Here is a 14,687-nt window from a genome sequence, read left to right as displayed (position 1 = left end):
GATCATAACATTATCGTAAAGCAGTTATATATTCACATTTTGCTCTGCTTGTAACATTGTTATTCATATGCACAACGAGCTATCAAGCTATATAAATACTTTATATAAAAACGATCATTTACAGCCATTAACTATAAGTTTTTTATAAGAAAAAAACAAGTAAGACTTCATCGTTATCGTGATTAGCACTGTAATCTATGAGATGTTTCGTTAATTATCACAAAAAATGCAAATGACATATTCAACAAGACTTGCTTTTGACCTTCAAAGCCGTCCATTTAACCTTGGTAAAAAGATTAAAATGTAGAAATTGATGCTATATATTTTGTTTATACACAAATATTTTAATAAATGATTTTGTAAAGAATATTAACATATCAATACTCTCTCGTGATATTGACGATAACAGTATCAAAACATATCATTTGGAGTAATTGAAACCCATAATACGCCTGTTAAATACGATTTAATCACCCTTATACAAGGGGCAAAACATCGAATTACTCATGATAATGATTTAAGTCTGGTATGCCAACAAGCCTTTGGTAAAGGTTTACTTATCTCTCTGACGAACTATATTTCGCTCATCGCGATTTTAACAATGACTTTACGAATAGAAACAGGTTCTTGTAAACAGCAACAAGGTCTGTGAATGTCTAGAGGGAACAAAATCACAAAACTACCAGGGAATAATTTTATAAAATTTTCATGTTCTACAGATTCATAAAACTGAATATCTTTTCCCGATGCAAAAGGTCGATAGATTGGATTATTTTTGGTATCAATACTGACACCAATATATTCTGTACCAGAAATTAAATAGTGAATATCGATATATTTCTGATGACTTTCTGGCTTAGATTCCTCTTTTAAATGCGTCACCGTATCTACAATCTCAGCAAAGAGCTTGTCGCCATCAATTTCAACTTTTCCTAGTTTGATTTGTTGTGGATCTAAATTACTCAGAAAATCCAATCCTTTTTGTATAATTGTTGGAAAAAGGAAAGGTGTTTTGTGATGAATATGACCTAAAATCATGTGTAATTATCCGTATAAATCATTATTGTCTTCTAAGAGCTTTTCAGTCTCATCCAGCATTTTGGGTTTGCTGAACAAACAAAATAGAGTAATTGGAACCGATAGCATCAAAAACCCCATCCCAATTGTCCAAACCCAAGATTTATTTACCAGTGCAAAGAAGTAACCGTTCCCACTTTTCGGCGAAGGCGCAAGCGCGAAAATAAGATCAGTGTATCCCCAACATATCATACCAACCATTAACATCATGATTGCAATGGTAATCAATTTTTTATGCCGACTTCTTTTATGTTTGACTAACAGCAAAATAATAGAAATAAATACCAAAAAAAGAATTACCATAAACATGTTATGACTATTCCAAATCTTTTAAAAACAGGAATTTAGAATGGAATTTCATCATCTAAATCATTATTTCCTGGCATAGAGGAATCCCAACCACCACCAGATTTATTTTGAGAAGGCGAAGACATCGCTGGACGTGATGCTGGTGCCATCGGTGTGGTGGAGGAACCATATTCATATCCCATGTCATCACCGCCACTACGATTGCTATCTAACAATACCAACTCTCCACGGAAACGATCCACAACAACTTCGGTTGTATAACGTTCCATTCCTTGTTGATCTGTCCATTTACGTGTTTTTAATTGTCCTTCGATGAAAACTTTACGACCTTTCCGTAGATATTTTTCTGCAACATCTGCCAAACGTTCATTAAAAATAACAACGCGATGCCATTCTGTATTTTCTTTGCGTTCGCCCGTTTGACGATCATTCCAAGTGTCACTGGTTGCCAATGTCAAATTAACCACTTTGGTACCCATCTGAGTGGTTCTGACATCAGGATCCTTACCCAAATTCCCAACCAAAATTACTTTATTAACACTGCCAGCCATTATCTTTTACCTTAATCACAAATAATATTTAATCTCGTATATCGTTGACTTAATATTTACTATTTTTTCACATCTAAGCTCAAGGTTTTTATTCAAATTGCACATATAATATTATCAATCTTACTTACAACCACCGCTTTTAACTCAATGCAAACATAAACTTCACTATATTTTTCCATTAGAAATCGTTCTCTGTAAAAATTAATATCATTTTATGTCACCTTTGAACTAAAGCACGCTATTTCACTCTAGATAATGTTTTTTCTGTAAAATGGGCTTCAAAAAGCGCCCCGTATAACTTGCTTTAACCTTGGCAATATCCTCTGGCGTGCCGATTGCAACAATTTGTCCACCACCATTACCACCTTCTGGCCCAAGATCAATGACCCAGTCTGCGGTTTTAATGACCTCTAAATTATGTTCAATCACAATGATGGTGTTGCCTTGCTCTACTAAGGTGTGCAAGACTTCTAATAATTTACGCACATCTTCGGTATGTAATCCTGTTGTGGGTTCATCGAGAATATATAAAGTCCGTCCTGTCGCACGTCGGGCAAGTTCTTTGGAGAGTTTTATGCGTTGTGCTTCTCCTCCAGAAAGGGTCGTTGCTTGTTGCCCAAGGTGGATATATCCCAAACCAACTTGCTGGAGAATATTCAAACGATCATGTATCCGAGGTGCAGCTTCAAACAAAGGAACCGCCTCATCAACAGACAGGTTTAAAATATCAGCAATAGAATGTCCTTTAAATTTGATCTCTAACGTTTCACGATTATATCTGGCACCTTTACACGCATCACAGGTCACAAACATATCAGGTAAGAAATGCATTTCAATTTTAATAACACCATCACCCTGACATGCTTCACATCGCCCACCTTTGACATTAAAAGAAAAGCGTCCAGGTTTATATCCTCTAGCACGACTTTCCGGTAATTCTGCAAACCATTCACGAATAGGCGTGAATAAATCGGTATAAGTTGCTGGGTTTGATCTTGGCGTGCGCCCGATGGGGGATTGGTCAATATCGATAATTTTATCAAGATGCTCTAGCCCCTTGATATTTTTATAAGGAAACGGAACCATATTGGATTTCATCAATTGCCGAGATAAGGCTTTATATAACGTATCGATAATCAAGGTTGATTTCCCACCCCCAGAAACCCCTGTAACGGCAATAAAACTTCCCAACGGAAAATCAACAGTAACATCCCGCAAATTATTCCCCGTCGCACCAGCAAGCGTCAAAAGTTGTTTCTTGTTAAGCTTACGACGTTTTTTTGGAATCGGAATATATTTTCGACCACTTAAATAATCCCCTGTAAGGCTCTTTGGATTAGCTGCGACCTCATCTGGGGTGCCAACGGCAACAACATTCCCTCCCAGAATACCTGCGCCAGGTCCCATATCAATTAAGTAGTCAGAGGCTTTGATCGTATCCTCATCATGTTCAACAACAATCAAGGTATTTCCCAAGCCTTTTAAACGTTCTAATGTGCCGAGTAAACGTTCATTATCGCGCTGATGCAATCCAATTGAGGGCTCATCAAGCACATAAAGAACACCTGTTAATCCAGAACCAATTTGGCTGGCTAACCGAATACGTTGGCTTTCTCCACCAGACAAGGTTGCCGAGCCTCGAGAAAGGGTTAAATAATCCAGTCCAACATCATTCAAGAAATGTAACCGTTCAATGATTTCCCGTAAAATACGATGGGCAATTTCTGCTTTTTGTGGTGTCAAGGTTCCTTCAACCGTTGAAAACCAGTCTAACGCTTGTTGAATCGCAAACTCTGAAATCTCGGCAATATTTTTTTGATCGATTTTAACGCATAAAGCCTCTGGCTTTAATCTCGCACCATGACAAGTATGACAAGGATAATCAGCACGATATTTATTCAGCTCTTCCTTGACAGACAGACTGTCCGTTGCATGATATCTTTTTTGAAGGTTACGGATCACCCCTTCAAAAGGCTGATTCAACGTATAAGATTGTTTTTCATCATGATAAGTAATAGGAATACCTTTAGTAGAACCATGTAAGATGATTTCTTGTACTGCTTTTGGAATTTTTTCCCAAGGCGTATCCATATCAAATTTAAAATGACGAGCAATACTTTCTAATGCCTGTTTGTAGTAAGGGAGTGAGCTATTGCTCCATGGCAAAATAGCCCCTTTTTGAAGCGATAGAGACTCATTAGGAATAATCAATTGTGGATCAAAAAAACTTTCTGTACCAATCCCGTCACAAGCAGGACAAGCCCCTTGCGGTGCGTTAAAGGAAAAAAGTCGCGGTTCAATTTCCTCAAGTGTAAAACCACTTTCTGGACAAGAATAACGAGCAGAAAAACTCAATGTAATGGGTTGCTTATCATCACCTTCGCGCAAGACTTCTTCAACGCTTGCCAAACCATCAGATAAAGAAAGAGCAATTTCAAAACTATCCGCCAAACGCCCTTCAATGCCCTCTTTGATAACAACACGATCAATAATAACTTCAATCGTGTGTTTAACTTTACGATTTAGATTGGGAACATCGCCAATATCGTACAAATCTCCGTCTACTTTAACACGAGTAAAGCCTTTGCGTTGCAGCTCTGCCAGTTCTTTTTTATATTCCCCCTTACGAGCCCGAACCACAGGTGCCAACAACATTAATCGTGTTTTTGCAGGTAACTCCATCACTCGATCAACCATTTGACTGACCGTTTGTGCCTCAATCGGTAACCCCGTTGCTGGAGAGTAAGGGGTTCCCGCCCTCGCCCAAAGCAAACGCATATAATCATGAATTTCTGTGATGGTTCCCACTGTTGACCGTGGATTTTTAGAGGTTGTTTTCTGTTCTATTGAAATTGCAGGCGACAAACCTTCAATCGATTCAACATCAGGCTTTCCCATTAACTCCAGAAATTGACGCGCATACGCAGAAAGACTTTCGACATAACGACGTTGTCCCTCAGCATAAATCGTATCAAATGCCAAAGAGGATTTTCCTGAACCTGATAACCCTGTAATCACTGTTAATTGGTGTTTAGGAATATTCACATCAATATTTTTAAGATTATGGACTTTAGCACCTCTGACAACCAAAGTTGTGAGGGGGGAGACTTGCTTTGAATTCATGATATTTATTATTGCTCTTAATGATATACGTTACGTAGTCTAGATAATATTTTAATTTCTTTAAAGGGTTTTTATATGAAACTATGCGATGAAATGAGGTAAATTTGGATGGTTTAAATACAGTGTAAACGATATAAGATCAGTCAAAGGCACGAATTATCAAAAATATGATATATCATCGTCACGATAAACAATATTACAAATATAGGGTTGATGCCTTTTATATTGAATTGATTTTTATGCTTAGGACAACTCACAAAATATCTTTTCGGGTTTCAAAATATATATATCATATCAATCGATTATTAAAATAATAACAAGCTGTAAAAAAATATATTTGACATAAAATATATCTTAAGATATAAACGAGTCATGAATAAAATAATTATACATGCCAATAGGCATCCAAACGATCATCGTTGTTATGATAATAATCATGATCGTTCCCCTCCTACCTTTCGACTACTAAACACACACCGTAAGCAGCGTATCCAAATAAATGTTTTCAGGAACTATACTGGTCAACAGCTGCGCTTACGTGAATATAAAGAATCCTTATAATATTCTTTAACATACAACTCTATAATGAAAGATATTTTTACAATATGAAATACCATTCAAGACATCACAACTTACATCATCACAATCAACACCGTTTTCATCATGATGATATGAATGAACGACATCACCATCATTACAGAAAAAAACATGCTTTTTTATCAGGTGGTGACCATCATTTATTAACCAGAGGTCGCAAGCTCACCTCGGAAGAATTGCAACTATTGATTCTGAAACAACTTAATACGCAGCCTGCTCATGGATATGAGCTGATCAAATTTTTCGAGGAACATTCCAACGGCATGTATACCCCAAGCCCGGGAATCATTTATCCTGCCCTCACCTTTTTACATGAAACTGATAAAGTTTCCGTAGAAAAACAAGGTAATCGCAAACAATATCATATTACTCAAGAAGGCAAAGATTCCTTGGAAGAATCAAAAGCGCAAGCGACTTTATTATGGGATAAATTGGCCAGTATTGGTCAACATATGAACGAAGTACGCGATATTTTTTCAGACAATCCAAAGAAAACCAAACAATCCTATCAACTCTATGAAGCCCGTCACGCTCTGAAAATAGCATTACGAGGAAAACAAAATGCTTCCGAAGAGGAGTTAGAACGAATTGAAAATATCCTTAAAAAAGCCACCGAAGAAATTCTTCAAAACATCAATGAAGAGCATAAATAAATGATCGCAACTGAATATATTTTCATCATCACCTTGGGTGTTATTGGACTAAGTTTAGCCCTCTTTCAACGATTAAACTCAATTCATCACACTTATTATAGTAAGTAAGATGTGAGAGGAATTACTCTTCACTAACCAATTATATTTTAAAAGCAAGGAACTTGGTGTATAGATTATATTCTATATACTAAGGGTTAGAAATAGAGAATATAAATGAAGCAATTTATTATAAAGAATAAGATTAACTTTTTATTCATTTTTATTTTCTTTGACTTTTATTATTACCCGATTATCTCGTTGAATATGAAATATAGAGATGATTATATCCGAGTTTTATTTCTAAATCTTGGGTGGGTTGGCGAAGGACGTTTTATCAGCAAGTGGATTATTAATTTTTTTACTTTTTCGGATGGTGTTTATACAGCACCCTTAACGCAGATTTTATCCCTTGCCTGTATCACGTTTACCATTCTTTATTCAGCACAAACGCTCTTTAAAAAAATTGATTTTTATTCTTGCTCTTTAATTTCTTTGATTTTTTTAAACCCTTTTTATCTGCAAAATATGAGTTTTGGTTACGACAGCCTTCCCATGACAATTGCAACCTGTTGTGCGGTCATCTCTGCGTTACTCATTATAAGAACAAAATATTATATTCCATTAACAGCGTTACTGACTTTTATCATTATATTTTCATATCAAACTACCATAGGAATATATGTAAATACTTTGGTATTTGTATTATTTATTTATTATCTGCAAAATAATTGGAATAATGAGCAAAAGATTTATATAAAAGCACTCATTAGCCTAGGTATTTATTTTCTTTTTTGTTTCATATACAAACAGACATATCCATATTTATTTGGTGGCTCGGCAGATCGCATTATTATCAACCTTGCCAATGTAAAAACCAATATCCTACAAACCATTTCTTACATTAAATTACTGTTTTTTAAGAGTAACTATCTTTTCTATATCACTGCGGTGGTGACCTTCCTTTCTTTTGTTGTCTTTCAGTATCAACAAATCAAGAAAAAACAAATCAAACCAATTCATATTGTTATTAATTTTGCAATCGTCTGCTTAATCTATAGTATCTTCTTATTAACGGCTGAAGGTGCCAGCCTTCTTTTTAAAACAGACATCAGCGACGTACGATTGCTGATTGCGGTCTCTTTTTTATGGGTATTTTCCTTTTATATTATATCCCTTGCTTCTAGAACACTTTATTATATATTTTACTTTTTATTTTGTTGTTTTTGTTTTTCATTCAGCTATAGCTATGGGAATTTTTTAAAAGATCAAAACCAATTTTTTGATATGACCATGACAAATATTAGCTATGATATCGGACATACACCGAACATATCCTCTGCACAAATATTTGTATTAAATCCTTTTCCATTGTCAGAAAGCAATCAGAAACTAGCCTCCAGAATTCCCTTGTTCTTACCATTATATGGCGAGCAAAATTTCGATTGGCTTATCGCAGTAAAAATGTCCACTATATTACCTTATACGTTTTCAGGCGATACAAAAAAAATGTGCCAATTTACGACTGAATTAGCGTCAATAGGAAATACAAACATACACTCTATCAAAACAAAAATTTATACGCTTTATTTTTATCAAGGAAATATCTTTATTGATTTTCATACCGCTAAAAAAGATTTTTGCAAGATGTAATTCTTTCAATCAATAAAAATTTGACTAAGAAAAAGGCACTTTATTCAGATCAACTTTATCCAGCAATTATATCCATCTAAATTTGCATAAAATCTATACACAAGGATTTGTTTTAATCAAATTCTGCTTAATTTTTAGGCGGAAACAACAAAACGCGCAATAATTTTTGCTGGACAATTACTTATAAAATGGTCTTTAATACCCTTCATAGAAACTATGAAATTCTATCTGAATAACGAGGCAAACACTATTTGCTTAACTTTATTTAAGAGAAATTGAATGATTAAAAAAATTGAAGCTATCATTAAACCTTTTAAACTTGATGAAGTAAAAGAAGCTTTGCAAGAAATTGGTTTACAAGGCATTACCGTTACCGAAGTCAAGGGGTTTGGGCGACAAAAAGGACATACCGAGCTGTATCGTGGGGCTGAGTATGTTGTTGATTTTCTGCCCAAAGTTAAAATTGAACTTGTCTGTAGCGAAGATTTGGTAGAGCGCGCCGTAGAAATCATTATGAATACTGCACGCACAGGACGTATCGGGGACGGAAAAATTTTCGTCATGCCTGTTGAAAATGCTATTCGTATTCGCACCGGCGAAAGTGGTACAGAAGCCCTATAACATATCATTCAAAATCAACTCTAAATAATGACTCATTATAGTTTTCATATTTTTAAGTCAAAAGGCACAGGAAAGATTAAAAATGTCTAATATCTCCAAAGAAGAATCCATTTCCAAAGTCATGGATATGATCCAAGAAAATTCAATTGAATTTGTGGATTTTCGTTTTACTGACCCATGTGGAAAATGGCACCATACAACGCAATATGTGACCACCATCAAAGCAGAAATCTTTGAAGATGGTATTATGTTTGATGGCTCTTCTATCAAAGGTTGGAAAGCAATCAACGAAAGCGATATGATTTTAATGCCAGATCCAACCAGCGCAGTTATGGATCCATTTACGGCAAAGCCACAATTAATCTTGATTTGTGATATTATTGATCCAGCAACGGGTGTCGCTTATAACCGTGATCCACGCTCTACTGCAAAATTGGCAGAACAATATTTAAAATCCACAGGGATTGGGGATACAGCTTTCTTTGGTCCAGAAGCTGAATTCTTTATTTTTGATAATGTTAAATTCGGAACAGGTCCTAACTTTGCAATTCACCAACTCGACAGCATTGAAGGACCTGGCTCTAATCTAAAAGATTATCCAGAAGGAAATATGGGACATCGCCCAGGCGTTAAAGGTGGTTATTTCCCTGTACCTCCAGTAGACAGCGAAAATGATCTTCGTGCAGAAATGTTAACAACAATGGGGGAAATGGGACTTCCTATTGAAAAGCAACATCATGAAGTTGCTCAGTCTCAACATGAACTAGGGATTGAATTCTCTACTTTAGTTCGTTCTGCTGACTACATGCAAATCTATAAATATTGTGTGCATAACGTCGCCCATTCTTATGGAAAAACAGCAACCTTTATGCCAAAACCGATTTATGGTGATAACGGCACAGGAATGCATGTTCACCAATCAATTTGGAAGGATGGCAAACCTAATTTTGCTGGTAATGGCTATGCTGATCTTTCAGATCAAGCACTTTATTATATTGGTGGTATCATTAAACATGCCAAAGCATTAAATGCGTTTACAAATCCATCAACAAACTCTTATAAACGCTTGATTCCTGGATTTGAAGCCCCTGTACTATTGGCTTATTCTGCTCGTAATCGTTCTGCTTCTTGCCGTATTCCATATGTAACCAGTCCAAAAGCGAAACGCGTTGAAATTCGTTTCCCAGATCCAACAGCTAATCCATATCTTGCATTTGCAGCAATGTTGATGGCTGGTATTGATGGTATTAAAAATAAAATCCATCCTGGTGATGCAATGGACAAAGATTTATATGATCTTCCTCCAGAAGAGCTTAAAGAAATCCCAACCGTTTGTGGCTCTTTACGTGAAGCATTGGACGCTTTGGCTGCGGATCATGATTTCTTGTTAGCGGGCGATGTCTTTACCAAAGATCAAATTGAAAGCTACGCAAAAATCAAATGGGAAGAAGTATATCGCTTTGAACATATGCCTCATCCTATAGAATTTGAAATGTATTACTCTGTCTAAAAACTGAATATGTGCTTTTTTGTTAGATCATCACAAAAAATTAATTTTTTTGATTATGACTTAACAAAAAAGCCTTTTTGGATTAAACTGGTTCTCATTAAAGTAATTAAAATATTTAATTCTTTTTGCTCTTTTGAAATAAAGTAAAAACAACCAACAGAAGATATCTATGCCGTTGTTTTTATAATTTAAATTATTTAGATATATATATTTTCTTTCAATTTATTCTTTTTATTAATTTCAATATATAAATAACTATTTTGATTTCTTTTAATTCCAATAAAAGGTTTATAAGACTATGAAAATACTTTTAGATACCTCTGACGTTCAAGCAATCAAAAGAATCGCCGCCACGTTCCCTGTTTGGGGGGTAACCACAAACCCAGCAATTGTTGCGACTGGCAGGGTCCAATTATTTGACCTACTCCCTGCGATTAGAGATGCTCTAGGTGGCAAAGGCACACTTTTCGCGCAAGTTATTTCATCTTCAGTAGAAGGTATGATTACTGATGCACAAAAGCTATATGAACGTGTTGATAATCTGGTTGTAAAAGTGCCTGTAACCCCAAAGGGTCTGCAAGTTATCAAAGAATTAAGTGCACAAAATATACCAACCTTGGCAACTGCCGTATATGGTTCAGCTCAAGGTTTATTGGGTATTCTTGCTGGTGCTAAATATGTTTCTCCGTATGTCAGCCGCATTGACGCGCAAGGCGGAAACGGTCCAGAAGTTGTCTCTGAACTTCAATCTCTGTTATCAATGCATGCACCAGAAAGTGAACTTATTGCAGCCAGCTTTAAAAGCCCAAGACAGGCTTTAGAATGTATGTTAATTGGTTGTAAAGGGATCACTTTATCTCCTGAAGTATTTGATTTGTTCCTTGCCGATCCTGCGGTTGCAATTGCAGTGACACAATTCGAAGAAAAGTGGAAAGGTGCTTTTAGCACAGACTACTTGTAAAATAGTTTTATCTAATCTTTTTATCTCTGGATAGTTTAAGCAAACGCGAAATATAATTTTATGTTTCGCGTTTTATTTATAACATTGCGAATATTTTTCTGACTTGTAATAAAGAGCTCACTCATGATTTCCCCTATTCCTGTGTTTATAATTACTGGTTTTCTTGGAGCAGGAAAAACAACCTTACTCAATCATATCTTATATCATCAAACGACACATAAAATCGCAGTTATTGAAAATGAATTGGGCAATACTGCGTTAGATAGCATCGTCTTATCACAAGAAAATCAATCTTTACATATCAAGACTTTACAAAATGGCTGCATCTGTTGCAGCAGCCATGCTGAACTGGAAATGACTTTATTAGAGCTCATTAATCAGTTATCAACTCATCAAACTGAATTTTCTCGACTGATGATTGAATGCACTGGTATGGCGGATCCTGGTTCGATTATCAAAAAATTTTTAACACATGATCTTATCTCAAATTATTTTCAGCTACAGGGCGTCATTACCCTTGTTGATGCCGTCAATGCACCATATCAGTTCCAACATTTTCATGTCACACAGGCGCAAATTGGGTATGCTGATTTAATTTTAGTAAGTAAAACAGACCTGATACAAAACCGATATCAGGATTTTATCAAACAACTTGCTTATATGAATAGCAGAGCAAAGATTCATTCCATTATCAATGGACGATTAGATTTAACACTCTTGGATCAACTTAATGGTTTTTCTTTATCTTCTCAGCCCAATTTTAAATGCCAAGAATTACCTTCAAATCCATTAGATACACAGGTCAATTCATTTGTTATTAGACGATCTGAACCTTTTGAATTACAGACCCTATCTTTGCTTTTTGACAAAATACTAATTAATTTTAAAGATCAACTGTTACGATATAAAGCTATTCTTTATATAAAAGACATCCCAGAACGCCTTTTACTGCAAGGAATACAGCAAATTCATAATAGCGAATTTGGATCCCCGTGGACAGGATCAGAGGCACCTTTTTCAGAGCTGGTTTTTATTGGCATTGCTTTGCCTGAACAAGAATTCAGAAAAGCATTTAATGATCTTTAAAGATTATTACGGATAAAATTCATACTGTCTTTGAGTTCACTTTCGATGTCTTGCATATCATGGATCTTGTCGCAAATTTAATTATGTATTTTAGTATGATGTAGAAATGGAGTGAGTATTTATATTTTAGGAACGATTTATGTCTATTGGTATCTATAGCAAGCTTATATTAAGATCTAAGGATGATTTTAAAGGTCGCCACTTTAGTGGGTTGATGATTATCCAAGCGGTAAACTGGTATTTACGCTATTGTCTTAGCTATCGAGACATTGAGGAATTGTTTTTAGAACGTGGGATAAATATAGATCATAGCACGTTAAACCGTTGGGTATTACGCTATGCTCCTCTATTAGAAAAACGTTTGAGAAGCTATAGAAAACCCCATTGTGGTGAGGTGAGGATTGATGAAACCTATATCAAAGTAAAAGGTCAGTGGAAGTATCTATATAGAGCCATTGATAAGAATGGAACTGCTATTGATTTCTTATTAACAGCTAAAAGAAATATCAAAGCAGCACAACGTTTCTTTAGAAAGGCGTTTAAAGAAGAGGGTCTATTCGCTCCAACCCATATTGGAACAGATAAAGCATTACCGTTTCCAAAAACCATACAAACCATGAAGAATGAGTATATCCTTCCCAATCACTGCGTTCATGAAACCAAGAAATCTTTACAACAGGGAATAGAAAATGATCATTTTAGAGTAAAGAGAATTATCCCAAAGAATGGTTGCTTTCAGTCTTTTCATACCGCAAGGAAAACACTCAAAGGATATGAGGCCATTCTCTGGATTAAAAAAGGACTGGGTTTTAAAGGAAAATGGACAATCAACGAACAAATAAAGCTCATTCAAAGCATATTCGGTTTAAATAATAATATACCCGTCTAAATTAGCTAGCTAGCTTTATGGCTAATCACAGCACCATTCAATATTTGCGACAAGACCGATTGTATTTATCGCTTTATAAATCGGTATTTTGATATTAGATGTTTTGTCTTAGATTAAAATATGATTTAAATGATTAATGTTTTATATATAATTTTGAAATCGATAAAATGTGGGTTGTTTTTAGTAAATACATCATCGTTGGTCTTGCGAATACTTTATTGACTATGATTGTGATTTGTGCTTTGACTTATTATGGTATAGGTCTTTATGTCGCAAATGCAACTGGCTATGCTGTGGGTATTATCTTTAGTTTTATTCTCAACTCTCTTTTTACGTTTTCTGCGGTATTAAGTTTTAAGAAACTTTTAAAATTTCTGATTGCTTGTTTAATTGCTTACCTTGTTAATTTGATAGCAATAAAGGTTTTTTTCTTACTTTTTCGAAATCAAACATATCTTGCAGACTATAGACTATATCTTGCACAGCTATGTGGTATGGGATTTTATACAATTACTGGCTTTGTTTTGAATAAAATGTGGGTTATGAAATGAATAATCAGATATTAAGCGATAAGAATTTGCAAATCAGGGAGACTATTCCTTCTTTGACCATTGTGGTGCCTTGTTATAACGAGGCAGAAGCCTTTATCTATTGTGTTCAGGCATTAAAGGCAATTATAACCGATTTGGTTTCAAGACAAAAAATTCAACAGAATAGTCATATTTTATTCGTCGATGATGGCAGTAAAGATAATACATGGTTACAAATTACAGAAGCAGCCAAACAATCACACTATGTTCAAGGATTAAAATTATCGCGCAATCGTGGGCATCAAACAGCTTTGATCGCAGGGTTATCTGTTGTTGAAACAGATATTTGTATAAGTATTGATGCTGATTTACAAGATGATACCAAATGTATTGAACAAATGGTTGATAAATATATGCTAGGTAATGAAATTGTTTACGGCGTGAGAAACAATCGTTCGAGTGATAGTTTTTTTAAACGAAATACAGCAAATATATTTTATGGATCTATGTCAGCAATGGGCGTTAATCAGATTGAAAATCATGCTGACTATCGGTTGTTAAGTAAAAGAGCTTTGGCTGCTTTATTAGAATTTAAAGAACAGAATCTTTATATCAGAGGATTAATTCCGTTACTTGGTTTTAATAGTGATAAAGTATTTTATACACGTGAAGAACGTGTTGCAGGTGAATCAAAATATCCATTGAAAAAGATGTTAGGGGTGGCGATAGAAGGAGTTACTTCGTTGACAGTAACTCCTTTGCGTTTAATTTGTGCATTAGGGTTTTTGACATGTTTCTTTTCTTTTCTAGCGATTATTTATATTTTAATTGCTAAATTTACTGGACAAGTTATTGAGGGGTGGTCCTCAGTGATTATTTCTATTTTCTTTTTAAGCGGTGTTCAGCTGCTATCCCTGGGTGTCATTGGGGAGTATATTGGTAAAATATATATGGAAACGAAGCGACGTCCTAAATTTTTTATCGATGAAAAAACAAATATAAAATTAGGACATTGGGAATGAAAAAAGAATTAAATTTATTTTGGATTGTTTAAAAAAAAAACAATATAGAGTATATTTATTTTATACTGC

14 protein-coding genes are annotated in these 14,687 nt (G+C 35.0%); 10 read left to right on the top strand and 4 right to left on the bottom strand.

Annotated elements, in window-relative coordinates; genetic code table 11:
* Window positions 1-573: 573 nt before the first annotated feature.
* From QJV33_RS08940 to uvrA, 4 genes are all read right to left on the bottom strand, one after another.
* Complete coding sequence (locus QJV33_RS08940; RefSeq protein ID WP_281463002.1) at window positions 574-1,038, bottom strand: YhcH/YjgK/YiaL family protein; 465 nt, start codon at window positions 1,036-1,038, stop codon at window positions 574-576.
* Between the two features lie 6 nt (window positions 1,039-1,044).
* A complete protein-coding gene (locus QJV33_RS08935; protein WP_281463001.1) occupies window positions 1,045-1,386 on the bottom strand; it encodes a hypothetical protein in 342 nt (113 codons plus the stop codon).
* 35 nt (window positions 1,387-1,421) lie between these two features.
* Window positions 1,422-1,937 (bottom strand): single-stranded DNA-binding protein, encoded by a 516-nt coding sequence (ssb, locus tag QJV33_RS08930; protein WP_281463000.1) that lies wholly within the window; start codon window positions 1,935-1,937, stop codon window positions 1,422-1,424.
* Window positions 1,938-2,180: 243 nt separating this feature from the next.
* Window positions 2,181-5,060, bottom strand: coding sequence for an excinuclease ABC subunit UvrA (gene uvrA, locus QJV33_RS08925; RefSeq protein ID WP_281462999.1), 2,880 nt, complete (start codon window positions 5,058-5,060; stop codon window positions 2,181-2,183).
* 372 nt (window positions 5,061-5,432) lie between these two features.
* Here uvrA and QJV33_RS08920 point away from each other — a divergent pair, with 372 nt between their 5' ends.
* The 10 genes from QJV33_RS08920 to QJV33_RS08875 all read left to right on the top strand — a co-directional run bounded on the left by QJV33_RS08920 (window position 5,433) and on the right by QJV33_RS08875 (window position 14,618).
* Complete coding sequence (locus tag QJV33_RS08920) at window positions 5,433-5,621, top strand: hypothetical protein (protein WP_281462998.1); 189 nt, start codon at window positions 5,433-5,435, stop codon at window positions 5,619-5,621.
* 44 nt (window positions 5,622-5,665) lie between these two features.
* The gene (locus tag QJV33_RS08915) at window positions 5,666-6,310 is read left to right on the top strand and encodes a PadR family transcriptional regulator (RefSeq protein ID WP_281462997.1); all 645 of its coding nucleotides are present in this window, start codon (window positions 5,666-5,668) and stop codon (window positions 6,308-6,310) included.
* Window positions 6,311-6,613: 303 nt separating this feature from the next.
* Window positions 6,614-7,999, top strand: coding sequence for a glucosyltransferase domain-containing protein (locus QJV33_RS08910; protein ID WP_281462996.1), 1,386 nt, complete (start codon window positions 6,614-6,616; stop codon window positions 7,997-7,999).
* A gap of 282 nt (window positions 8,000-8,281) precedes the next feature.
* On the top strand, window positions 8,282-8,620 hold the full coding sequence (locus QJV33_RS08905; RefSeq protein ID WP_281463410.1) for a P-II family nitrogen regulator: 339 nt from the start codon (window positions 8,282-8,284) through the stop codon (window positions 8,618-8,620).
* Between the two features lie 82 nt (window positions 8,621-8,702).
* Entirely contained in the window at window positions 8,703-10,130 is a 1,428-nt protein-coding gene (gene glnA / locus QJV33_RS08900) for a type I glutamate--ammonia ligase (protein WP_281462995.1), read from the top strand.
* A gap of 298 nt (window positions 10,131-10,428) precedes the next feature.
* Window positions 10,429-11,091 (top strand): transaldolase family protein, encoded by a 663-nt coding sequence (locus QJV33_RS08895; protein WP_281462994.1) that lies wholly within the window; start codon window positions 10,429-10,431, stop codon window positions 11,089-11,091.
* A gap of 123 nt (window positions 11,092-11,214) precedes the next feature.
* Window positions 11,215-12,177: a GTP-binding protein gene (locus QJV33_RS08890; RefSeq protein WP_281462993.1), complete on the top strand. Its 963-nt coding sequence runs from the start codon at window positions 11,215-11,217 to the stop codon at window positions 12,175-12,177.
* Window positions 12,178-12,316: 139 nt separating this feature from the next.
* Entirely contained in the window at window positions 12,317-13,066 is a 750-nt protein-coding gene (locus tag QJV33_RS08885) for an IS6 family transposase (RefSeq protein WP_281462992.1), read from the top strand.
* 167 nt (window positions 13,067-13,233) lie between these two features.
* A complete protein-coding gene (locus tag QJV33_RS08880; RefSeq protein WP_281462991.1) occupies window positions 13,234-13,617 on the top strand; it encodes a GtrA family protein in 384 nt (127 codons plus the stop codon).
* A complete protein-coding gene (locus tag QJV33_RS08875) occupies window positions 13,614-14,618 on the top strand; it encodes a glycosyltransferase family 2 protein (RefSeq protein WP_281462990.1) in 1,005 nt (334 codons plus the stop codon). The genes QJV33_RS08880 and QJV33_RS08875 overlap by 4 nt, the downstream gene beginning before the upstream one ends.
* Window positions 14,619-14,687: the final 69 nt, after the last annotated feature.

The organism is Commensalibacter nepenthis, assembly GCF_029953305.1.
Taxonomy (GTDB): Bacteria; Pseudomonadota; Alphaproteobacteria; order Acetobacterales; family Acetobacteraceae; genus Commensalibacter; species Commensalibacter nepenthis.
The sequence above is the reverse complement of the archived record's forward strand: the minus strand, read 5'-3'. Positions and strand labels throughout refer to the sequence as shown.